General features: G+C 71.3%; 19 protein-coding genes. 14 read left to right on the top strand and 5 right to left on the bottom strand.

The window, feature by feature from the left end:
• The first annotated feature begins 61 nt into the window (after positions 1–61).
• From EDF31_RS01060 to EDF31_RS01045, 4 genes are read left to right on the top strand one after another with little or no spacing between them, the layout of a single operon-like run.
• Positions 62–1,021: an ABC transporter permease gene (locus EDF31_RS01060; protein WP_131844871.1), complete on the top strand. Its 960-nt coding sequence runs from the start codon at positions 62–64 to the stop codon at positions 1,019–1,021.
• Positions 1,022–1,076: 55 nt separating this feature from the next.
• Positions 1,077–1,970: an ABC transporter permease gene (locus EDF31_RS01055; RefSeq protein WP_111085912.1), complete on the top strand. Its 894-nt coding sequence runs from the start codon at positions 1,077–1,079 to the stop codon at positions 1,968–1,970.
• The gene (locus EDF31_RS01050; protein ID WP_131844870.1) at positions 1,970–3,658 is read left to right on the top strand and encodes an ABC transporter ATP-binding protein; all 1,689 of its coding nucleotides are present in this window, start codon (positions 1,970–1,972) and stop codon (positions 3,656–3,658) included. Before EDF31_RS01055 ends, EDF31_RS01050 begins: the two co-directional genes overlap by 1 nt.
• Positions 3,655–4,578 carry an ROK family protein gene (locus EDF31_RS01045; RefSeq protein WP_207895507.1) on the top strand — a complete coding sequence of 308 codons (924 nt, stop codon included), beginning with the start codon at positions 3,655–3,657 and terminating at the stop codon, positions 4,576–4,578. Before EDF31_RS01050 ends, EDF31_RS01045 begins: the two co-directional genes overlap by 4 nt.
• 24 nt (positions 4,579–4,602) lie before the next feature.
• Here the strand turns inward: EDF31_RS01045 and EDF31_RS01040 are convergent, their stop codons facing one another.
• On the bottom strand, positions 4,603–5,331 hold the full coding sequence (locus EDF31_RS01040; protein ID WP_131844869.1) for a hypothetical protein: 729 nt from the start codon (positions 5,329–5,331) through the stop codon (positions 4,603–4,605).
• Between the two features lie 122 nt (positions 5,332–5,453).
• On the opposite strand from EDF31_RS01040, the gene EDF31_RS01035 reads away from it, so the two are divergent.
• Both EDF31_RS01035 and EDF31_RS01030 read left to right on the top strand, forming a co-directional pair.
• On the top strand, positions 5,454–6,740 hold the full coding sequence (locus EDF31_RS01035; RefSeq protein ID WP_131844868.1) for a HupE/UreJ family protein: 1,287 nt from the start codon (positions 5,454–5,456) through the stop codon (positions 6,738–6,740).
• A 114-nt stretch (positions 6,741–6,854) separates the two neighbouring features.
• A complete protein-coding gene (locus EDF31_RS01030) occupies positions 6,855–8,990 on the top strand; it encodes an Ig-like domain repeat protein (RefSeq protein ID WP_207896106.1) in 2,136 nt (711 codons plus the stop codon).
• Between the two features lie 112 nt (positions 8,991–9,102).
• Here the strand turns inward: EDF31_RS01030 and EDF31_RS19810 are convergent, their stop codons facing one another.
• On the bottom strand, positions 9,103–9,246 hold the full coding sequence (locus tag EDF31_RS19810) for a hypothetical protein (protein ID WP_165901285.1): 144 nt from the start codon (positions 9,244–9,246) through the stop codon (positions 9,103–9,105).
• A 359-nt stretch (positions 9,247–9,605) separates the two neighbouring features.
• Here EDF31_RS19810 and EDF31_RS20225 point away from each other — a divergent pair, with 359 nt between their 5' ends.
• The 6 genes from EDF31_RS20225 (at position 9,606) to EDF31_RS01000 (ending at position 17,117) form a co-directional block, all read left to right on the top strand.
• A complete protein-coding gene (locus tag EDF31_RS20225) occupies positions 9,606–9,878 on the top strand; it encodes a HipA N-terminal domain-containing protein (RefSeq protein WP_243649790.1) in 273 nt (90 codons plus the stop codon).
• 135 nt (positions 9,879–10,013) lie between these two features.
• Positions 10,014–12,809 carry a hypothetical protein gene (locus EDF31_RS01020; RefSeq protein ID WP_131844866.1) on the top strand — a complete coding sequence of 932 codons (2,796 nt, stop codon included), beginning with the start codon at positions 10,014–10,016 and terminating at the stop codon, positions 12,807–12,809.
• An 81-nt stretch (positions 12,810–12,890) separates the two neighbouring features.
• Positions 12,891–14,906: a glycosyltransferase family 39 protein gene (locus tag EDF31_RS01015; protein WP_243649788.1), complete on the top strand. Its 2,016-nt coding sequence runs from the start codon at positions 12,891–12,893 to the stop codon at positions 14,904–14,906.
• Positions 14,907–15,048: 142 nt separating this feature from the next.
• Entirely contained in the window at positions 15,049–15,780 is a 732-nt protein-coding gene (locus EDF31_RS01010; RefSeq protein WP_123671152.1) for a S1 family peptidase, read from the top strand.
• Positions 15,781–15,901: 121 nt separating this feature from the next.
• Positions 15,902–16,789, top strand: a complete 888-nt coding sequence (locus EDF31_RS01005; RefSeq protein WP_131844864.1) for an SDR family oxidoreductase — start codon at positions 15,902–15,904, stop codon at positions 16,787–16,789.
• A gap of 28 nt (positions 16,790–16,817) precedes the next feature.
• Positions 16,818–17,117: a Dabb family protein gene (locus tag EDF31_RS01000; RefSeq protein ID WP_131844863.1), complete on the top strand. Its 300-nt coding sequence runs from the start codon at positions 16,818–16,820 to the stop codon at positions 17,115–17,117.
• A gap of 10 nt (positions 17,118–17,127) precedes the next feature.
• Here EDF31_RS01000 and EDF31_RS00995 read toward each other — a convergent pair whose 3' ends face one another.
• The gene (locus tag EDF31_RS00995) at positions 17,128–17,970 is read right to left on the bottom strand and encodes a helix-turn-helix transcriptional regulator (RefSeq protein ID WP_131844862.1); all 843 of its coding nucleotides are present in this window, start codon (positions 17,968–17,970) and stop codon (positions 17,128–17,130) included.
• Between the two features lie 101 nt (positions 17,971–18,071).
• Between EDF31_RS00995 and EDF31_RS00990 the strand changes: the two genes are divergently transcribed.
• On the top strand, positions 18,072–18,755 hold the full coding sequence (locus EDF31_RS00990) for an SDR family NAD(P)-dependent oxidoreductase (protein ID WP_131844861.1): 684 nt from the start codon (positions 18,072–18,074) through the stop codon (positions 18,753–18,755).
• Positions 18,756–18,821: 66 nt separating this feature from the next.
• Here the strand turns inward: EDF31_RS00990 and poxB are convergent, their stop codons facing one another.
• Complete coding sequence (gene poxB / locus EDF31_RS00985; RefSeq protein WP_131844860.1) at positions 18,822–20,546, bottom strand: ubiquinone-dependent pyruvate dehydrogenase; 1,725 nt, start codon at positions 20,544–20,546, stop codon at positions 18,822–18,824.
• A gap of 89 nt (positions 20,547–20,635) precedes the next feature.
• Here poxB and EDF31_RS00980 point away from each other — a divergent pair, with 89 nt between their 5' ends.
• Positions 20,636–21,334, top strand: coding sequence for a phosphatase PAP2 family protein (locus EDF31_RS00980; RefSeq protein ID WP_131844859.1), 699 nt, complete (start codon positions 20,636–20,638; stop codon positions 21,332–21,334).
• A gap of 81 nt (positions 21,335–21,415) precedes the next feature.
• On the opposite strand, the gene EDF31_RS00975 is transcribed toward EDF31_RS00980, so the two are convergent.
• Positions 21,416–22,657: a multidrug effflux MFS transporter gene (locus EDF31_RS00975; RefSeq protein ID WP_131844858.1), complete on the bottom strand. Its 1,242-nt coding sequence runs from the start codon at positions 22,655–22,657 to the stop codon at positions 21,416–21,418.
• Positions 22,658–22,681: the final 24 nt, after the last annotated feature.

Genomic DNA, 22,681 nt, shown 5'->3' with positions numbered 1-22,681 from the left:
GCCCGACGCACACCGCGCCTCCCGTCCGCTCCGACGCAACAACCCAGACGACGGAAGCCGCATGACCACAGCTCTCTACCTCACCAGGCGCGTCCTGCAGGCGCTCGCGGTGATCCTCATCGTCACGATCGTGGTGTTCTGCCTGCTGCACGCGCTGCCCGGCGGACCCGCCCGCGGTGTCCTCGGCGTCTCCGCGACGCCCGCGCAGATCACCGCGTTCAACCAGGCGCAGGGACTCGACCAGGCGCTGCCGGTGCAGTACCTGCGGTTCCTCGGCCGCCTGCTCACCGGTGACCTCGGCACCTCGTACACGCTCAACGAACCGGTGTCGCAGCTCATCGCCGAACGCCTGCCGAAGACCCTCGTCCTCACCGGCATCTCCGCCGTCCTCGGCCTCGTCGTCGCGATCCCGGTCGGCATGCTCCAGGCCGCCCGCCGCAACGGCGCGGTCGACTACGCCGCCACCGCGCTGGCCTTCGTCTTCTACTCGACGCCGGCCTTCTTCCTCGGCCTCATCCTGATCATCGTGTTCAGCCAGCAGCTGCCGTGGCTGCCGTCGCAGGCGCCGAGCGGCACCACGCTCGCCGAGGTGTTCCAGGACCCCGCCGGGCTCGTCCTGCCCGTCGTCACCGGAGCGCTCGCGATGATCGCCGTGTTCAGCCGGTACATGCGGGCCTCGACCCTCGAGAACCTGCAGGAGGACTACGTCCGCACCGCCCGCGCCGGTGGTGCCTCGACGATGACGATCCTGCGCCGGCACGTGTTCCGGAACTCGCTGACGCCCGTCGTCGCGATGCTCGGCTACTACCTGCCCGTGCTGTTCGGCGGCGCCCTGGTCACGGAGCAGCTGTTCAACTACCCCGGCATGGGGCTCCTGTTCTGGAACGCGGCGCAGTCGTCGGACTACCCGACGCTGCTCGGCTGCGTCCTCGTCATCTCCATCGCGACCGTCATCGGCACCTTGCTCGCCGACGTCGCGCAGTCCCTCATCGACCCGCGAGTGAAGGCGAGCCGCGCATGACCGCCGCGTCAATCATCGACACTGCGTCCACCCATGACGTGAAGGCGAGCCGCGCATGAGCGCCGTACAACTGGCACCCGAAGCACCGGGCGCTCCCGTCACCGTCGCGGCCACCGGGTTCCGGCTCGCCGCCCGCCGGTTCCGCGGCAACACGCTCGCCGTGATCGGCCTGGCCGTGATCGTCGTCATCGTCCTGTTCTGCTTCGTCGGGCCGTTCCTGTACCCGACCGACCAGACCCACACCCTGCTCGAGCAGGCGAACCAGGGTCCGAGCGCGGCGCACTGGCTCGGCACCGATGCCGTCGGCCACGACGTGCTCGGCCGGCTGATGTACGGCGGCAAGGTCTCGCTCATGGTCGGCATCGCCGCCGGGGTCCTGGCCACGGTCGTCGGCACCCTGTGGGGTTCGGTCGCCGGCTACGTCGGCGGCTGGGTCGACGCGCTGATGATGCGCGTCGTCGACGCGGGCATCGCGATCCCGGCGCTGTTCATCCTGCTCGTCATCTCGGCCATCACGACCCCCGGTGTCGCCGGGCTCATCCTGATCCTCGGGCTGGTGTCGTGGCTGGTGCCGTCCCGCCTGATCCGCGCGGAGACCCTGACGCTGAAGAACCGCGACTACGTGCTCACCCTGCGCGCGATCGGCGGCTCGCACGCCCGCGCCATCGGCAAGCACCTGCTGCCGAACTCGGTGTCCACCATCGTCGTCGCCGCGACCTTCCAGGTCGCCGACGCGATCCTGCTCGTCGCCTACGTCTCGTACCTCGGGCTCGGCGTGCAGCCGCCCGCGACGGACTGGGGCGGCATGCTCTCGGCGGGACTCACCGCCGCGTACTCCGGACGCTGGTGGCTCATCGTGCCCCCGGGTCTGGCCGTGATCCTGATCGTCTGCGCGTTCAACGCCGTGGGCGACGGACTCCGGGACGCCTTCGACGTGAGGGGCCGCTGATGACCACCGAACCGATCCTGCGGACGACCGACCTCGGCGTCTCGTTCAGCACCGAGTCCGGCACCGTGTCAGCCGTGCGGGGCGTGTCCCTGACGGTCGCGCCCGGCGAGACGCTCGCCCTGGTCGGCGAGTCCGGCTCCGGCAAGTCCACGGTGGCGCTCGCCGCGATGGGGCTGCTCTCCGGCAACGCGACGGCGACGGGCAGCGCGCTCGTCGCCGGTCACGAGGTCGTCGGTGCTCCCGAACCGTCGCTCCGTGCCCTGCGGGGCTCGACGGTGTCGATGGTCTTCCAGGAGCCGGCGACGGCCCTCGACCCGCTCACCCGGGTCGGCGCGCAGATCGCCGAGGTGATCCGGAACCACCGAACGGTCACCGCCGCGCAGGCCGCGGCCGAGGCCGTCGACCTGCTCCGCCGCGTCGGCATCCCCGACCCCGAGTCGCGCACGCGGTCGTTCCCGTTCCAGCTGTCGGGTGGGCAACGCCAGCGCGTGGTGATCGCGATGGCGATCGCGAACTCGCCGAAGCTGCTCATCGCGGACGAGCCGACGACCGCCCTCGACGTGACCGTGCAGGCCGAGATCCTCGAACTGCTCCGCAAGCTCGCCGTCGACACCGGCACGGGCGTGCTGCTCGTGACGCACAACATGGGCGTCGTCGCGGACTTCGCAGACCGCGTCGCGGTCATGCTGCAGGGCGAGATCGTCGAGACCGGCAGCGTCGAGGACGTCCTGCTCCGTCCGGAGCACGAGTACACGAAGCGGCTGCTCGCCGCGGTGCCGCGGCTCGACGTGGCGGGCGACCGTCCTGCCGCCCCGGTCGACGCGGGGTCCGCTGACGCGGCGGCCGGGAGGCCCGGTGTGGCCCCGGTGGTCGACCTGCGGGACGTCACGGTGACGTTCGGGCGCGGGGCGCGCGCCGTCCACGCGTTGCAGGGGATCGACATCGCCGTGCACGCGGGCGAGACGGTCGGCCTGGTCGGCGAGTCCGGCTCCGGCAAGTCCACCGCGGCCCGGGTGGCGCTCGGGCTCATCACGCCGACGTCCGGCACGGTGTCGCTGTTCGGGCAGGACCTGCGCAGCGCCCGAGGTCGTGACCGCCGTGCACTCCGCGCCGGCATCGGCGTCGTGCTGCAGGACCCGGTGGCCTCGCTCGACGCCCGGATGTCCGTCGCGGAGTGCATCGCCGAACCGCTCGCCGTGCACCGCCGTGGGATGTCGTCGGCGGACCGTCGTCGGCGGATCGACGAGGTGCTCGACGCCGTCCGGTTGCCGCGGTCGCTCGCCTCGCGTGCACCCCGCGAGCTCTCGGGTGGCCAGCGCCAGCGGGTCTCGCTCGCCCGCGCCCTGGTGCTCGAGCCGCGGTTGCTCGTCGCCGACGAACCGACCTCGGCGCTCGACGTCAGCGTGCAGGAGACCGTGCTCGAGGTCCTCGGTGAACTGCAGGACGACCTGGGGTTCGCGTGCCTGTTCGTCTCGCACGACCTGGCCGTCGTGCAACACTTCGCCGAACGCGTCGTGGTGATGCGCCAGGGCGTCGTCGAGGAGCAGGGCACCACCGGCACGACCCTGCTCCACCCCACCACCGACTACACCAGGCGCCTGCTCGCCGCCGTACCCGTGCCGGACCCCGTCCTGCAACGGCAGCGCCGGACGGAGCGTCTCGCCTCGCTCGCGGCGGTGACCGCGTGACCCGGGTGATCGCCGGCGTCGACGTCGGCGGCACGAACACCAAGGTCGTCCTGACGACCCCCGACCTCGAGGTCATCGACCGCGTCGACCTGCCGACGCCCGCCCACGCGGGTGGGGCGGCGATCGTGACGGCCGCCGTCGGGGCGGTGACGGGCCTGCTCGTCCGGCACCGGGCCTCCTTGACGGGTGTCGGGGTGGGCGCGGCCGGCGTGGTCGACGCGGCCACGGGCACCGTCCTGGTGACGGGCAACTCGTTCACCGGCTGGGCCGGTTACGGCGTGACCCGCGCGGTCAACGACGCCCTCGGCGTGCCGGCGACGCTCGACAACGACGTGAACGCGTTCCTGCTCGGCGAGATCGCCACGGGTGCCGTCGCGGGGGAGTCCGACGTGCTCGGGATGACCCTCGGCACCGGGGTCGGCGGTGCGTTCGTGCTCGGCGGACGGCTGTTCGCGGGGCCGCGCGGCGCCGCCGGTGAGATCGGCCACGTGCCGGGCTTCGGTGACGCGCTGTGCACCTGCGGACAGATCGGACACCTCGAGACGATCGCGGGCGCGCGTGGCATCGCCGACCGGTACGCCGAGCGATCCGGCCGGCGGCTGTCGGCGCGCGACGTCGCGGTCGCAGCACGCGCCGGTGACACGGACGCCGCTGCCGTCTTCCAGGCCGCGGGGTGGGGCCTGGCGCGCGCCGCCCTGCTCACCGCGGGGATCCTCGACGTCACGACGATCGTGATCGGCGGCGGCATCGCGCGGTCGTGGGACCTGCTCGAACCGGCCATCACCGCGGCGATCGCGGCCGAGCCCCCGGTGAGCGGCGCGACGATCCGGCTGGCGCAGTCGACCCTCGGGTCGGACGCCGTGGCGCTCGGTGCCGCGTCGCAGGTGCGCGCGCTCGTGCTCGAGGCCGAGCCGGCGTAGCGACGGACCCGCGGCCGGCTCCGGTCAGCGCACCCAGACGACGATGCCGCGCAGGTCGTGCAGCACGGCCGCCAGACCCGCACGCAGTGCGCGGTCGGCGCGCTCCTCGGTGAAGGTGGACGGGTCGTAGTGGCTCGACGGTCCGAGCCCCTCGCCGCGGAAGCCGCCGCCGGTCCAGTCCGCGGCCGTCACGTTCGAGGTCGGCTCGGCGATCTCGGCACCCACGACCAGGAACTGCTGGTGCAGCGCCGTCGGCGACACCGCGGCGAGCGGATCGACCATGTGGTTGCCGACGCTGATCACCAGGTCGGACCGCTCGTCGATCGCCCGGGTGACCGCCGCGATCCGGTCGTCGGCGTCCGTCGCCGACACCCTCGTGACGGTGACGTCCTCGTCCGCCGCCCACGACGCGACGGCGTCGAGCAGGGTCCGGGTCGGGGCGTCGTCGGCGTCACCGGCGTCCGACAGCAGCACGACGTCGTAGTCGTCGGGGGCGTGGACCCCGGACCACGAACCCGGCTCCGGGTGGATGGTGGCCTCGGGTGCCGGCGGCTGCGTCGGGTCGGAGAAGCCCGCGCCGAGGGCACCGGCCGTGGCGTGCGCCGTCGCCGACGTGCCGGTGCCGGCGTCGGTTCCGGATCCTGCGTCGGTCCCGCCGGGTGTCGCCGAGCACCCGGCCAGCAGGGCGACGCCGGTGCTGACGAGGGCGACGGTGGTCAGCAGGACGGTCGTCCGGGCAGCGAGGCGAGTCACTGCATCATCGAAACACGTCGGTGTGCCGCACCGGGCCGGCTCCGGCGGCTGTCCGGCACCTGTCCCACTGCTGGTCACCACCTGTTCACCTGCCGGTCGTCCGAGGGCCGGATCGTCTGCGCGTGCCTTCCGGAACCCCCGTCGCGCTGCTGCGCGCCCGCCCTGCCCGTCCGTCCCGCCCGTCCGCGCTGATCGCACGGGTCGTCGCCGCGCTCCTGCTGGTCGGGATGGTCGTCGTCGGCGTGCTGGCCGGGGCGTCGCCGGCATCGGCGCACGGCTTCAGCTCGGTCGTCTACGCGAAGGTGACGTCGACGGAACCGACCGTCGTGCACGCGGAGCTCGGGCTCGAGTACGACCTGATGCTCGTGTCGGTCGCCACGAGCGAGCACGACGACGCGTTCCACACGCAGGGGCAGGCGGCCTGGGACGACGGCGACTTCCCCGGCATGGTGTCGGCGGCCGAGGCGCACACCGACGCGCTCGGGAAGTACGTGTTCGACCGGTTCTCGGTGACCGGCGCGGGTGGGCAGGCCTGCACGGGCGTGCTCGGCGACAGCGTCACGGTCGACCTGCAGGACGAGGTGCCGTACGCCCACGTGACGGCGGACTTCACCTGCCCGCCGCAGTCGGAGACGCAGACCGGACACGTCGTGACGTCGACACTGTTCCCGGACAGTGAGACCTTCGTGCGCGACACCAAGACGATCGTCACCTACGACGTCGACGCGAAGCAGGGGTCGGCGACGCTCGACGCCTCGCAGCCGTCGTTCTCGACCGAGCAGTCGGCCGGGCAGCGCTTCTGGGAGTTCTTCCGCCTCGGTGCCGAGCACCTGCTGACCGGGATCGACCACATCCTGTTCCTCGTCGCGCTCATCGCCGGGTCACGGCGCCTGCGCGAGGTGGTCTACACCGCGTCGGCGTTCACCATCGCGCACTCGATCACGTTCATCCTCGCCGCGCTCGGGGTGGTCAGCCCGCCCGCGATCGTCGTCGAGCCGCTCATCGCCCTGTCCATCGCCGCCGTGGCCGGTTGGTACCTGTGGCGGCTCTGGCGGCGCCGGTCGCGCGCCGACGAACTCGTGGTCGGTGAACACGGGCACTTCTCGCTCGACCGGGCGGGCTGGACACGCCTGGCCGTCGTGTTCGCGTTCGGGCTCATCCACGGGCTCGGGTTCGCCGGGGCGCTGGGCATCCACGAGGCGTTCTCGTGGCAGCTGCTCGTGTCGCTCCTCATCTTCAACGTCGGGATCGAGGCGGTGCAGCTCGCGATCATCGTCATCGTCTTCCCGCCGCTGTCCCTCCTGCGTCGGAAGGCCCACCGGGTCTCGCTCTGGGTCACCGGAGTCGTGACCGCCGGGGTGTTCGTGATGGGGATGATCTGGTTCGTCGAGCGCCTGGCAGCGGGATGACGGTGGTCCGTTCCTGAACAGCGACGACTTGTCACTCAGCGTTTACCAAGACGTTTCGCAGTGCATGCAGAGTCTTCCGTGCTGCACCATCCCACGTCTGAGAAACGGACCACCATGAGTCTCCTGTCCGGCGCCACGTCACGGCGCAGAACCACCACCCTCCGCGTGTGCGGAGCCGTCCTCGGGGCCGCGCTCATCGCCGGCGCCTCGATGGTCGGCACGAACGTCGCCTCCGCCGCGACGAACACCCCCACCACCAACATCTCCACCGGCGGCCCGCTCCACATCCTGCTGGGCGTCGGTGCCACCGAGAGCCAGCGCATCGCCTCGTGGTACTTCCCGACGAACGTCGCGCAGTCGCTCGAGATCCAGAAGACCGCGTCGATGACCGATGGGGTCTTCACCGACGCCAAGTCGACGATCGCCGCGTCGAAGGCCGCCAACACCGCAGTCGACACGAGCACGACGGACTCGAACACGAAGAGCATCGACGGCATCGCCGCCGAGTCGGGCTACATCAATGCCCACGCCACGATCTCGGACCTCGAGCCGAACACCTCGTACACGTACCACGTCGGTGCGGCGGACGGGTCGGCCTGGTCGGCGTCGTACACGTTCACCACGAAGAGCTTCTCCGGCGACTTCGACTTCCTGTTCTTCGGTGACCCGCAGATCGGTTCGTCGGGCTACGTCGACGACGACGGCGCCGGCTGGGCGGACACGCTGCGGTACGCCACGACGACCGAGCCGGACGCCGAGCTCCTGGTCTCCGGTGGCGACCAGATCGAGCACGCCAACAACGAGTACGAGTGGGGTGCGTTCGCCGACAGCAGCGACGTCCTCAAGCGCTACCCGTGGGCCTCGACCATCGGCAACCACGACGTCGGCGGCAAGGCGTACGAGCAGCACAACCAGGTGCCGAACTCGCTCAAGGTGCCGGACTTCTACCCGGGCGGCAACACCACCGCGAACTCGGGTGGCGACTACTGGTACATGTACAAGGGCGTCCTGTTCATCGACATCAACTCGAACGCCTACGCGGCCGGATCAGACGCTGCCCACGTGAACTACGTGCGCGACGTCATCAACCGCTACGGCGACGACGCGAAGTGGACCACGCTGGTCTACCACCACTCGATCTACTCGCCGGCCGACCACGCGAACGACAAGGACAACCAGCAGCGCCGGTTCGACTTCACGCGTGCGTTCTCCGACATGGGCGTCGACCTCGTCCTGCAGGGCCACGACCACTCCTACTCGCGCAGCTACGCGATCAAGAACGGCAAGAAGGCCAACGTCAACGAGCAGCCCGCTGCTCCCGAGGTCTTCTCCGGCCCCGGCGGCGTCATCTACATGACGGCGAACTCGGCCTCCGGCTCGAAGTACTACGACCTGACCGCTCCGGACGCCACCCAGAGCGGCTACGGCGCAGACCCGCTCGACCCGACCGGCAAGCGCCACTGGGCCAACTCGGTCGAGAACCAGGAGCACGTCCGCTCCTTCGTCAAGGTCTCGGTCACCGACGAGAAGCTCTCCGTGCAGGACATCCGCGCCGGCGACTGCACCACGCTCAACTCGGCGGTCCAGCACGGCAACGTCGACAGCTGCGGCGTGACGCTCCAGCCGACCGCCACCGCCGACCCGGCCGCGATCGGATCGACCGTCGACCAGTTCGACCTGCACGCCACGCTGCCCGCGACGACCACGACGCTCGCCGTCTCCGCCGCGTCGCAGACCTTCAACGCGGCGAAGCCGGCCACGGTCACCGCGACCATCGCCGGTGGCATCGGCAAGCAGCAGGGCACGCTGACGGTCTCGGACGGCAAGAAGGTCCTCGGCACCGTCCCCGTCAAGAACAGCACCGCGACCATGACGCTCCCGAGCGCCCTGGCCATCGGCACGCACTCGCTCACCGCCAAATTCGTCAACGCGGACTCGACCTTCTCGGGCACCGACTCGGCGACCGCGAAGGCCGCCACCGTCACCGTCACGAAGGCCCCGTCCCGGACGGCGCTCAAGTACAGCGGCGGCAAGGCGACCGTGCAGGTCAAGGCCACGGGCTTCACCGTGAACGGCACCGCGCGGATCTACCAGGGCACGAAGCGCCTGGCGACCGTCACCGTCAAGAACGGCAAGGTCACCTCGGCGCTCGCGCTGAAGAAGGGCACGCACAAGCTGCACGCCGTCTTCGCCGGCACCGACACCCTGACGACGAGCACCAGCCCGGTGCAGTCGATCGTCATCAAGTAAGACCAGCGCACCAGCGCACCAGCGCACCAGCGCACCAGCGCACCAGCGCACCAGCGCACCAGCGCACCAGCGAGGGCCCCGCGACTCCGGTCGCGGGGCCCTCGTGCGTCGTTCAGGACTGCGCGATCGTGAACGCCCAGCCCGCGATCGGTGCTGCGACGAGGGCGACGCCGACGGCGATCAGCCACACGCGGTGCTCGCGGGCGTATGCACCGCAGGCAGCGAGGACGACGATCGCCACGGGCGTGCCGAGCACGGCGACCACCGCTGCCCGCGCACCCCGATCCGTGCCGTCGTGTCAGCGATCGTTTCCAGACTTCGTGTAATCGATCAATCACAACGGACGCTTGTCAGCGATCGGTGACAGCAGAATTCTGTGACCGGACGATCAAAGCGGAGGTGCTTATGCGAGTCGACACTGCCCTTGCACTGGGCGATCTCGTCCACGAGCGCCGCACGCATCTCGGTTGGTCCCAGGCTGAGCTCGCCGAGCGGATGGGTGTCAGCCGCCGATGGGTCAACGAATTCGCGGGCGGGAAGGCACCGCACAGCTCCGTCTTGCCTTCGAGCGCTGACCGTCCTGGGCCTGGTTCTCGAGGCGCACGAGCGCGACCGATGAGCGAGCTGCGCACGTTCCTCGACGACGAGCCGGTCGGCGCCTTCGCGATGAACGCCGGTGGGAACACCACCTTCACCTACGACGAGGCGTACCGGAACCTGCCCGACGCGACCCCGGTGTCGTTGTCGATGCGAACCGGCCGCGCCAGATGGAAGGCAAAGGCGGCCGGACCGTTCCTCGCGGGGCGGCTTCCCGACAGCCCGGAGCGGCACGAGGAACGCCGGACGGTGGTCGCTCGCCGCTCGATCTCGTTCTGGAGCACTCGCTGACGCCCGGCGTCGGCGTCAGTTCACAGCCAGCACGTGGTCATCCTCCAGGACGATTCGCCGCGATCCGCTGCGTCCCTACTGTTGGCTCCGGAGCGTGCGGTGGCGCACGCCCGCAGCCTCCGGGGGAGAACCACCGTGAACCGTTCGCCGAGACGTCGTTCCGCCGTCGCACTGCACGTCGCCTGTTCGGCGCTGATCGCCGGAGCGCTCGCCGTCGGCGGTGCCGTCGTCGCCCTGCCGGCGAGTGCCGCTCCGGGCAACCCGGGCGCCACCGGCACGACCCCGGCCGGCGCGACCCCGGGTACGGCTCCCGTGGCGGCGGGCGACGACTGGACGGTCACGCCGACCGACGGCGGGTACACCGTGACGCTCGACCTCGACGAGCCGCTGCCCCTCCGTGCCGCGGCACCGGTGCTCGTGGTCGACGGCGAGGACATCGGTGTCGCCCAGACGAGCCTCGACCAGCGGCAGCTCACGGTCACGACGACCGACCCCGCCGTGGCCGATGCCGACTCCGTCGAGCAGGGGTGGACCGGCGACGCGGAGCGGCAGTCGACCGGCCAGGCGCCCACCGCACCGCAGGCCGCTCCCGGTGCCGCACCCGCGCCGCTCACCGACGACCCCTCGGCTCCCGGGCAGTACGCGGTGGTCCGGGCCGACTACGACCTGGGCAACGAGGCTGTGACCCTCGCCGGCTTCGGTGGCCGCAAGGGCGAGATGCGCGCGGCGGTCTTCCTGCCGAAGGACGCCCCCGGCAAGCGTCCGGTGGCGGTGTTGCTGCACGGCCGCCACGAGGCCTGCTTCGGCGGGGCCCCGAACCGCCGAGCCTGGCCGTGCGGCCCGGGGCAGACCGACATCCCGAGCTACCTCGGCTACAACGCCGCCGCGACGGCGCTCGCCAGCCACGGCACGGTCGTCGTCTCGATCTCCGCGAACGCGATCAACGCGCTCGACGGCGCCCTGGCGGACGACGGCGGGGCAACGGCCCGCGGACAGCTCGTCCTCGACCACCTCAGCCTGCTGCAACGTGCGGACGCGGGGCAGGAACCCCGGCTGTCGCCACTGCTCACCGGCAAGCTCGACCTGACCGACGTCGGGCTCATGGGTCACTCTCGTGGCGGCGACGGTGTCGTCCGTGCGGCGCTGCTCAACACGCAGCGCACGAGCCCGTTCGGGATCAGGGCCGTCCTGCCGCTCGCACCCACGGACTTCGGGCGGATGACCCTCCCCGACACGAACCTGGCGGTCGTGCTGCCCTACTGCGACGGCGACGTCTCCGACCTGCAGGGTCAGCACTTCTTCGACGACTCCCGCACGGCCTTCGGCGACGACGTCCTGCGCTCGTCGGTCCTGGTGATGGGCGCCGACCACAACTTCTTCAACACCACGTGGACCCCGGGGAAGTACCCGAAGGCGTCGTCCGACGACTGGTGGGACGAGTCGGACGCCGTGTGCGGTTCGAAGGCGAAGAAGACCACGCGGCTGTCGTCCGACGCGCAGTACGCGGTCGGCACCAGCCTGATCAGCGGCTTCTTCCGCCTGACGCTCGGTGGCGAGCAGCAGTTCCTGCCGATGTTCGACGGCAGCAACCGCCAGCCCGCCGCGCTCGGCAAGGCCGACCTCCGGGTCAGCGCATCCTTCCCCGGCTCGAGCCGTCGTGACCTCGCCGTGTTCGACCACAAGGACCCTGCGATCACCACGACGGGGTCGATCACCTCGGCGACGTGCGCGAGCACGGACTCACTCACGACGAAGCAGGGGCTGCCGGCCTGCGTGTCGATCTCGTCGAACGTGCCCGACTACACGCCCGCGTGGCTGGCAGCCTCGGTCCCGTCGACGCCGTCCTTGCACCTCACGCCGATCGGCGCGAAGTCCGGTGGGCAGCTCCACATCCCGGTGGCCGCCGCAGCCGCGGACTTCTCCGGCTTCCGAGCCCTGTCGCTCCGCGTCTCGCCCGATGACACCACGGCGACGAACGCCGACCTCTCGGTGAGCATCCGTGATGCGGCCGGTGCGGTCGCCACCCGGAAGCTGTCCGACGTCAGCCGCGCCGGTCAGCTGCTCCCGGGCACGCGGAACTCGCCGCGGAAGACCCTGCTGCAGCAGGCGCAGATCCCGCTCGCGTCCTTCACCGGAGTCGACCTGACCACGGTGCGCGAGGTGACCGTCGACGTCCCGAAGCAGAACGGCGGCGTCCTGCTGAGCGACGTGGCGCTGCTCCCCGCCGCGACGCTGGGCACGCCCGCCGTCACGGACCGGCCCACAGCACGGATCGCCGACCGGTTCGTCGACGAGGGCAGTCGCCGCGCCTGGGTCTCCGCCGCCGTCGTCCTCTCCCGACCGGCGGAGGCGGCCACCACGGTGTTCTTCGACCTCGACCAGAGCTACGACAGCCGCATCCGACCGACCGTGCAGCCGGTGACCTTCCAGCCGGGCGAGGTCTGCAAGGCCGTCCGGGTCGCCGTGACCGGTGATCGGCAGCCGTCCGAGACCCGCACGTCCGCCTACCCGATGACGCTCAGCAACACCCAGGGCGGGTCGGTGATCGGCGACTCGATCGGGGCGCTGACGATCCGCGAGGACGACGGCGTGCGCACGGGGAACGATCGTCCCGCGGCGTCGGCCCCCGCCGTCGGGACTCCCGGCGATGCCTGCACCGAGGCCCAGGCGACGACCGCCGCCGCCACCGCCACGCTCGGCAGCGCCAGTCGCCCCGGGACAATCGCCGTCTCCGCGAGTGGGTTCCGCGCCGGTGAGTCGGTCGCGGTGAGCATCGACCGCACCAGCCTCGGACGTGCGACCGCCGACGCGAACGGCAAGCTCCGCTTCAAGACCACGCAGGCCGGTTCGTTCGCTGCGGGGTCGCACGTCGTGCACGCCCTCGGCTACGGCTCCGGTCAGCGCGGGCGGGGGACGTTCACGACCCGGTAGGCCGTCGCCCGTCGCCGGACCCTTACCGGACTCCCAGCCCGCGGCGGGGTGCGCTCCATGCCCGACCGCGACGGTGGACCCATGTCAGGCACGTCGACCGTCACCCCCGTCCGTTCCACCCGGCTGTCCGCGCGACTGCGATCGGTCGGCCGTAGGCGGACGGACCGGGCGCGGTGGGAGCGACCAGCGTTCCTCGGGCTGCTCGTGGCGACCGGGGTGCTGTACCTCGTCGGTCTCGGCGTGAACGGGTGGGCGAACTCGTTCTACTCGGCCGCGATCCAGGCCGGCAGCCAGAGCTGGGAGGCGTTCTTCTACGGTTCCTCCGACGCCGCGAACGCGATCACGGTCGACAAGCCGCCGGCGTTCCTCTGGGTGATCGGGATGTCGGTCCGCCTGTTCGGGCTGAACTCGTGGTCGATCCTCGTCCCCCAGGCGCTGATGGGCGTGGCCTCGGTGGCGATCCTGTACCGGATCGTCCGTAGCCGGTTCACGGCAGGCGCCGCGCTGGTCGCCGGAGCCGCCCTCGCCGTGACCCCGGTGGCGACACTGATGTTCCGCTACAACAACCCGGACGCGCTCCTGACGCTCCTGGTGGTCGGGGCGATCGCGCTGACCCTGCGAGGTGTCGAGTCCGGACGGATGCGCTGGGTGGTCTGGGCCGGCGTGCTCGTCGGACTCGGGTTCCTGACGAAGCAGCTGCAGGCGTTCCTCGTGCTGCCGCCGCTGGTCGGGGTGTACCTGTACGCGTCGCCGCGGCCGGTGCTGCGACGCGTCGGCCACCTGCTGGCGGCAGCCGTCGCCGTCGTCGTGTCGGCGGGGTGGTGGGTCGCCATCGTCGAGCTCGTACCCGCGTCGTCCCGGCCGTACATCGGCGGCTCGCAGACGAACAGCTTCCTCGAGCTCACCTTCGGGTACAACGGTCTCGGCCGGGTCACCGGCGACGAGGACGGCAGCGTGGTGCCGGGCGGGGGTACCACGGGGGCCGGGTCGTGGGGTTCGACCGGCCTGACCCGGCTGTTCGGCTCGGAGTTCGCGACGCAGATCACCTGGCTGCTGCCGACCGCCCTGGTGCTCCTCGTCGTCGCGGTGGTCGCGGTCGGCGTCCGGAAGCACACCGACCCGAGGCTCGCCACGGTCCTGGTCCTCGGGGCATCGCTGCTGACGACCGGCCTGGTGTTCAGCTTCATGGGTGGGATCTTCCACCCGTACTACACGGTCGCGCTCGCACCGTACATCGCCGGACTGGTGGGCATCGGGGCCGGGGTGCTCTGGCAGCGTCGTGCGGTCCTCGCCTGGCGGATCACGGCCGCCGTCACGGTCGCGGTGACGGGAGCATGGTCGTTCCGGCTGCTCGACGACACGGCCTCGTGGCAGCCCTGGATCCGGTGGGTGGTGCTGGCGTCCGCGGCTGTCGGTACCGTCCTCGTGCTCCTGCCGCCCCGCCGACGGAGCATCGGCGCAGCGACCGTGGCGGCGGTGCTCGTCACGGCGCTGCTCGGACCCACGGCGTCCTCGGTGCAGACGGCGTCCGTCGCGCACAGCGGCGCGATCCCCTCGGCCGGCCCGGCCGTCGCCCGCGGCACGGTTGGCGGCGGAGCCGCCCCCGGTGGCACCGCCCCCGGCGGTGGCACCGCCCCCGGCGGCGGAACCGCACCCGGTAGCACACCGCCCGGCGCGAGCACGGGTGGCGCGACCCGGGCCGCCCCGACCGGAGGCGCCGCGAACCTGCTCGGCGGCTCGACGGAGGTCTCGAGCGAGCTCGTCGCCGTCCTGTCCGCCGATGCCGGTGACGCCACATGGGTCGCCGCGACCGTCGGCTCCAACAGCGCCGCGAGCTACCAGCTGGCGACGGGCGACCCGGTGATGGCGATCGGCGGCTACAACGGCACGGACCCCGCCCCGACGCTCGCACAGTTCCGGTCCGAGGTAGCAGCCGGGGCGATCCACTGGTTCATCGCCGGCTCATCCTCCGGGTCCGGCTCGACCACCACCTCGGACAGCACGACTGCCGACCAGATCACGGCGTGGGTCGCGGCGAACTTCACGTCGACGACCGTGGACGGTGTGACCCTCTACGACCTCACGGCCGCCGCGTGACCGACCCGCTCCGCTCCGGAGCGGGTCGGGAGGCTCGGCGTCCGCCGAAGTGCGGACTGGCGCGGCCCCCGAACGAGGGTCAGGATGCTGACCAGTTGCACAACGCAACGGGTCAGGTGCTTCCCCCGACAGAGGAGTCGTCATGAAGAAGTCCATCGCAGCCGCGTTCGCCGCCGCGGCCGTCATCACCGCGGGCGTGTTCGCCGCGTCACCCGCCTCGGCACTGCCGGCCAGCACGAAGGTCGTCGGCGGCGAGAAGGCCCCCACCACCTCGTGGGCGGTCCAGCTCGAAGCGTCGGGCGGCTCCATCCCGTCGGGCTACGTCAGCAACTGCACCGGCGAGCAGATCAACGCCTCGTGGATCCTCACCGCCCGTCACTGCATCGACGGCATCGGTGCGATGAACGTCTACCACTCGAACTCCACGACCAACCGGGGCACCGCCGTCGCCGTCGACCGAGTCAGCGCCTCGCCCGCGGGTGACATCGCGCTCGTGCACCTGCGGACCGCCTACTCGCTGTCCACCTACGCGCCCCTCGACCTCACCGCGACCGCCAAGTCGAGCGGCACCGGCACCATCCAGGGTTACGGCCTGCGCGCGAACGCGACCCAGTCCGACGGCCTCTACCAGGCCACCGTCTCGCTCACCGGTGCGAGCACCGACGCCTACAGCGGTCGTGCGCAGCACCTCACCGGCGTGACCGGTGCTTCGAACCACGGCGACTCCGGCGGCCCGCTGCTCGTGAACGGCAAGGTCGTCGCCGTCTGCTCCACCGGTGACAGCGCCGACCCCGGCGCCGACACCAAGGCTGGCTCGAACTACGCCCTGCTGTCGCAGGCCTCGTCCTGGATCCGGACCACGGCCGGCGTCTGAACCACGTGGCGGACGGGAGGCCCGTGGCGACGCCGCCACGGGCCTCCCGTCCGTCATCAGCCGTGTCCCAGGACCGCAGCGGCTGAACGCGCGTCCACGCGCGACGACGACAGTGGATCGCATGAGCCAGTACGACAAGCGCGACCCGAACACCCTCTACCCGGCACCGCCGTACCCGAAGCAGGAGCAGTCGCTGCCGGGTGCCGCGTGGAAGATGGACCCGAAGCCCGACCACGGCGAGGAGAGCTACGTCGGCCGGGAGCGGCTGACCGGCTACCGCGGCATCATCACCGGCGCGGACTCCGGCATCGGTCGCGCCGCCGCCATCGCCATGTCGCGTGAGGGCGCCGACCTGGTGCTGTCCTACCTGCCGGACGAGCAGGAGGACGCCGAACAGGTCCGCGACCTACTCGAGTCCGAGGGGCGTCGCGCCGTCCTGTTCCCCGGGGACATCTCCGACGAGCAGTACTGCAAGGACCTGGTGCAGAAGGGCGTCGACGAGTTCGGCGGTCTCGACACCCTGGTCATGGTCGCCGGCCGGATGGACAGCAACGAGGACATCCTGACCCTCGACACGTCGATGTTCGACTCGACGTTCAAGACCAACATCTACTCGCTGTTCTGGCTGACCAAGGCAGCGGTGCCGCACCTCGAGCCGGGCTCCACCATCGTGACGACCGGTTCGATCCAGGCGTCGACGCCCTCGGCCGACAAGATCGACTACGCCGTGTCGAAGGGTGCGATCAAGCTCTTCACCGAGGCCGTCGCCCAGCAGCTCGCGCCGAAGGGCATCCGTGTGAACTCCGTCGCCCCCGGACCGGTGTGGACGCCGCTGCAGCCGGGCTCCGACGACGCCGAGACGGTGTCGCACTTCGGCGAGACCTCGCCGTTCGGCCGGCCCGGACAGCCCGCCGAGCTCGGTGCCGCGTACGTGCACCTGGTGAGCCCGGAGTCGAGCTACCAGTCCGGGTCCACGATCACGATCGCCGGCGGAACGCCCGCGTTCTGATCGGCGTGGAGACAGACGAGGAGACCACGTGTCAGGAGTGACGCACACCGTGCTGGTCGAGTGGGACGGAGCGGACCGGTCGTCCGAGGCTGACGCCCTGTCGCGAGAGCAGCTGCCCCGTATCGACGGTGTCGAGTCGGTGCAGTCGGGGACGAGCGTGAGCACCGAGGGGCTGGAGGGCGGGTTCCACTGGATGCTTGTGGTCCGATTCCGCGATCGGGCGGCGCTCGCCCGGTACCTGCCGCATCCGGAGCACCGGCCGGTGGCCGAGTTCATCGGTGGTGCGAGTGCCCGGGTCGTGGTGTTCGACGTCGAGGACGCCGCGTAGCCGGACGCGCTCACTCCACCAAGGACTGCGTCCCCAGCACGATCGCCAGCGCCAACCGCTCGGCGTCCACCGACCCCGGCACCGCCGTGTACGCCAGGATCCGCAGGTCCTCCGGCCCGACGACCAGGGTGTCGCAGTCGAGCGTGATGAGCCCGACGTCGGGGTGGTCGATCACCTTGCGGCGGGCCGTCTCGCCCAGGGTCGTCGCACCCGAGTCCCAGAGCTCGACGAACCGCGGGCTCGCCGCCCGCAGGTCCCGCACGAGCTGCTGCAACTGCCGATCGAGCGGGTAGCGGGCCGCGGTCATCCGGAGTCCGGCGACCAGGTTCTCCTCGAACGCCGCCTGTTCCGCGGGCGTGTGCACGGCGCGGCTGCCGGAGCCGACCAGGTGTCGCCAGGCCGTGTTGCGTTCGTTCCCGCGCATCCCGCCGATCGGCCCCATCAGGGCTTCGTGCGGAGCGTTGGTCACGAGCAGGTTCCCGGCGGCGTCGAGCACCGCGACCGGGGTGTCCGCCAGCCGGTCGAGCAGCCGCTGCACGCTCGGCGGGATCCGCGACGGCACGACGTCCGCGCCCGGGGCCGCGTGCCCGGCGAGCCGGTAGAGCAGCTCGCGCTCGGCGTCCGACACCCGGAGGGCACGGGTCAGTGCCTCGACCACCTGGGCGGACGGCGACGTCGCGCGACCCTGCTCCAGGCGGGTCAGGTAGTCGGCGGAGATCCCCGCGAGGCCCGCGAGTTCCTCACGCCGCAGTCCCGCCGCGCGACGTCGCGGCCCGACGACCATGCCGGCAGCTGCGGGGGTGACGTGGTCGCGGAGCCGTCGCAGGGTGTGCCCGAAGTCCGTGTCCGCCATGTCACCAGTCTGCGCGCACGTCGCGGCCGCGTCCTGGCCCCAGCAGTCCTACGACAACCGGGCGACTCCCTGCCGACCTCGTCGAGCGTGACGCTGGACCCATGACAACGACACTCATCACCGGCGCCACCCGTGGCCTCGGCAAGGAAACCGCCCGCCAACTCGTCGCAGCCGGCCACGCCGTCTGGATCGGCGCTCGCGACGCCCACCAGGGAGCGGCCGTCGCCGCCGAGATCGGCGCACGCTCCGTCCAGCTCGACGTCCGCGACGATGACTCGGTCGCCGCGGCCTTCGCGCACATCGACGCGAACGGCGGCCTGGACGTCCTGGTCAACAACGCCGGCATCGCGATGTGGGGTCTGAACGGTCCGGACGCGCTCGCCGTCTTCGACACGAACGCCGTCGGGATCGTCCGCACGACCGAGGCCGCGTTGCCGATCCTGCGCAGATCGGCCAGCCCCCTCGTCGTCAACGTCGGGAGCGCACTCGGCTCGTTCACGGCGGTCCACGACCCGGACAGTGCGGCGTCGACCGTGCAGGCCGCGGTCTACGGCGCGAGCAAGTCGGCCGTCTCGATGCTCACGGTGCAGTACGCCCGCATCGCACCCGAGGTGCGCTTCGTCGTCCTCGAGCCCGGCTACACGGCGACCGAGCTCGGTGGGGTGCCGAACCCGCACGGTCGCCCCGTCGAGGTGAGCGCGGCGACCGTCGCTGCCGCCGCGAGCGTGGGCCCGGAGGGCCCGACCGGCGTGTTCCTGGAGGACGGCCAGCCGCTCGGGTGGTGACGTCGTGACGGACTGGAGGCACGGTGCCAGCTGGCACCGTGCCTCCAGTCCGCCGTGCGGTCGCGTCTACAGCAGCTGACGCGCGTTGGTCGACGCGAGGTCCAGCAGCTCGTCGCCGCGACCGGACAGCACCGTGCGGATGGCGTAGAGCGTGAAGCCCTTCGCCTGCTCGAGCGTGACCGCCGGGGGCATCGACAGCTCCTGCCGGTTTGCGCGGACGGACACGAGCGCGGGGCCGTCGTGCGCGAGTGCGGCGGCCATCGCTTCCTCGAAGTCGTCGGACACGTCGACCTTGAAGCCCTTGATGCCGATCGCCTCGGCGACCGCGGCGAAGTCCGGGTTCTGCAGCTCGGTGCCGTAGTTCACGAACCCGGCGGCCTTCATCTCGAGCTCGACGAAGTTCAGCGACGAGTTGTCGAACACGACGATCTTCACGGGAAGCTTGTTCTGCACGATCGTGATGAGCTCGCCGAGCAGCATCGTCAGCCCGCCGTCACCCGCGAGCGCGATCACCTGGCGGTCCGGGAACGCCGTCTGTGCACCGATCGCCTGCGGGACAGCGTTCGCCATCGTGCCGTGCACGAACGAGCCGATCAGGCGACGCTTGCCGTTCATCGTGAGGTAGCGCGATGCCCACACGACGGGGGAGCCGACGTCCGGGATGAACACCGCGTCGTCGGCGGCGATCCGGTCGAGCACCCGCGCGACGTACTGCGGGTGCAGGGGCTTCTTCCGGCCCGCGGGGACGGCCAGGTCGTCGAGCTTCTCGCGGGTCTTCCGGTAGCGCTTCAGCGATTCCTCGAGGTGCTTCGTCGGGTGCGAACCGGTCAGCAGCGGGATGAGGGCGAGCGCGGTGTCCTTGATGGTGCCGACCAGGCCGATGTCGACGGGGTGTCGTCGGCCGAGCTGCGACCCGCGGATGTCGACCTGCACGTGCTTCGCCTTGGCGGGGAAGAACTGCTGGTACGGGAAGTCGGTGCCGAGCATGAGCACGACGTCGGCGTCCTCCATCGCGCGGTACCCGGACGCGAAGCCGAGCAGGCCCGTCATGCCGACGTCGTAGGGGTTGTCCCACTCGATGTGCTCCTTGCCGCGCAGGGCGTGCACGATCGGGGCCTGCAGGCGCTCGGCCAGCGCGATGACCTCGTCGTGCGCCCCGGCGACACCGGCACCGGCCAGGATCGTGACCTTGTCGGCGCCGTTCAGCAGCTCGGCGGTGCGGAGCAGCTCGGCCTCGCTCGGCACGATGCGCGGCGTCGTGCGCTCGATGCGGGTGGTGCGGTCGTCCTTCGCCTCGGCGAGCAGGACGTCGCCGGGGATCACGAGCACCGCGACCCCGCGCTTCTCGACGGCCTCGCGCATCGCGATCTCGAGCAGGCGGGGCATCTGCGTCGGGTCGGCGACGTACTCGACGTAGACCGAGCACTCGCGGAACAGCTCCTGCGGGTGGGTCTCCTGGAAGTAGCCGGAGCCGATCTCGGCGGTGGGGATGTGCGCGGCGATCGCGAGGACCGGGACGCGCGACCGGTTGGCGTCGAACAGGCCGTTGATCAGGTGCAGGTTGCCCGGGCCGCAGCTGCCGGCGCAGACCGCGAGCTCGCCGGTCAGTTCGGCCTCGGCGCTCGCGGCGAACGCAGCGGCCTCCTCGTGGCGGACGTGCTCCCACCGGATCGTGCCGTCCTTGCGCAGGGCGTCGGTGAAGCCGTTGAGGGAGTCCCCCGGCAGGCCGTAGACGCGGGCGACGTCGTTCTTGCGGAGGGTGGCGACGATGTTCTCGGCAACGGTTGGCATGCCTCCTGTCTACTCGCGGGCGGCTGCGCTGAGTGCTTTCAGAGGCTCGCCGGGCCCGTGGTCGGAGTCCGGGCTGGGACGATGGTCGGATGACCGACGCGCCGCTGCTCCGCCCCCGCCGACCGGAGTCCGACGGCACCGGGATCCTCGAGCCGTCGCCCTACCCGCTCGTCTCCGTCGCGATCGCGGTCATCGCCGTGGTCGTCATCACGCTCGTCGGGTTCGCCCTCGGCACCGTCGACCTCGGACTGTCGAAGGCCCTGAACGCCCTGCACACCGGCGCGATCGGGGCGTTCACCACGGCGGTCTACCACGTCATCAGTCCGGGTCCGGCGATCGGGATCACCGTCGTCGTCGTGGCCGTGATCTGGTGGCGCACCCGGAGTCTCCGTCCGGCCCTGGCCTTCGGCGGCACGATCGCCATCACGTGGGTGCCGTCCGCGGTCGTGAAGGAGATCGTCCACCGCGCCAGGCCCGACGTCGCCGTGCTGCCGCACCCGTTCCCGGTGCAGCCCGACCCCGGGTACCCGAGCGGGCACACCGTCTACATCACGGCCTTCGTGATCGCGCTGATCTGGCTGCTGCGCGAGACCCGGTGGCACCGACTCGCGCTGACGCTCGGGGTCGTCGCGATCGTGGTGGTGTTCTTCTCGGTGTCGATCGACGCGGTGCACTACCCGACCGACGCGGTGGCCTCGATCCTGTGGGCGCTTGCCGTGGCCCCGGGGGTGCGGGTGGTGTGGGTCGACTGGCTCATGCCGCGGATCCCGTTCCTGCGGGGGCGGTAGTCGACGGGCCTGCCGACCCGGAACGACGTCCTGGTTGTCGTGCGACGTCGATGATGTCGTTCCGAGTCGGCCCCGACCGGGTCAGGCCAGGCGGGTGCGACCCCGGGCGACGAGCAGCGCCAAGAGGGCGACCACGGCGGACGCGAGCATCACGATCGCCAGCGGTGCCGCCGTCACCGAGCCGCCGATGCTGACGAGCGGGGACACCAATGCCGCGAGCCCGAACTGCAGCGCCCCGAGCACGGCCGACGCGCTGCCGGCAGCGGCGGGCACTGCACCGAGTGCCAGCGCCGTGGCGTTGCCGAGCACCAGGCCGAGCGAGCCGACCGCGGTGAACAGCGGGACCGCGAGCCAGAACACCGGCGCCGCGAAGACGACGAGCAGCGCGAACGCGACCGTCGAGGCGAACACCAGCGCGATGCCGAGCGACAGCACGCCGGTGACCGAACGCGTCTCGGTGAGCTTGGCGGACACGATGCTCACACCCATCAGGGCCAGCGCGTTCAGCCCGAACGCCAGGCCGTAGCCGACGGTGCCGAGCCCGATCATGTCCTGGTACAGAAACGGCGAGGCGGAGATGTACGCCATCATCACGGCGAACGCGAAGCCGAACACGGCGATGTACCCGAGGAAGGTGCGGGAGCGCAGCGCACGGAGCGGCGAACCGGAGCCCTTCCGCTCCTCGCGCAGCACGTCGCGGTGCGCTTTCAGGTGGGTCTCACGGATGACGGCGAGCACCGCGACGAGCATGACCACGGACAGACCGAGGACGATCGACAGCAGGCCGCGCCAGCCGATCGGACCGGTGAGCAGGCCACCGAGCAGCGGAGCGACGACGGGGGCGACCCCGCCGACGATCATCATGAGCGAGAACGCGCGGGCTGCGGGCTTGCCGGTCGCCAGGTCGGAGATGACCGCACGGCTGATCACCATGCCGGCTGCACCGCCCAGGCCCTGCAGGAGTCGAGCCGCGATGAGCACGCCGATGTTCGGTGCGAACACGGCGGCGACGCTCGCGAGGACGCACAGTGCCGCGCCGGCGATGAGCGGCGGCACGCGGCCGAACCGGTCGGACAGCGGGCCGAAGACGAGCTGGCCGGCCGTGACGCCGACCAGGAACGCGGTCAGGGTGAGCTGCACGGTGGTGGCGCTCGCACCGAGCTCGGTGGTCATCTGCGGGAACGCCGGCAGGTACAGGTCGGTGGCGAAGGGGGCGACGGCGCTGAGCAGGCCGAGCACCAGCAGCAGCGGTGTCGTGATGCCCTGCTGCCTGGTCGTGGGTGTCGCGACGTGCGCGCGGATGGTTCCGGTGTCCGTGGTCATTGTTATGAAAGCATAACTCATTGC

Source organism: Curtobacterium sp. PhB142 (assembly GCF_004341255.1).
In the GTDB taxonomy this organism is placed as follows: domain Bacteria; phylum Actinomycetota; class Actinomycetes; order Actinomycetales; family Microbacteriaceae; genus Curtobacterium.
Note: the sequence above shows the minus strand (reverse complement) of the source record. Positions and strands in the feature narration are given on the sequence as shown.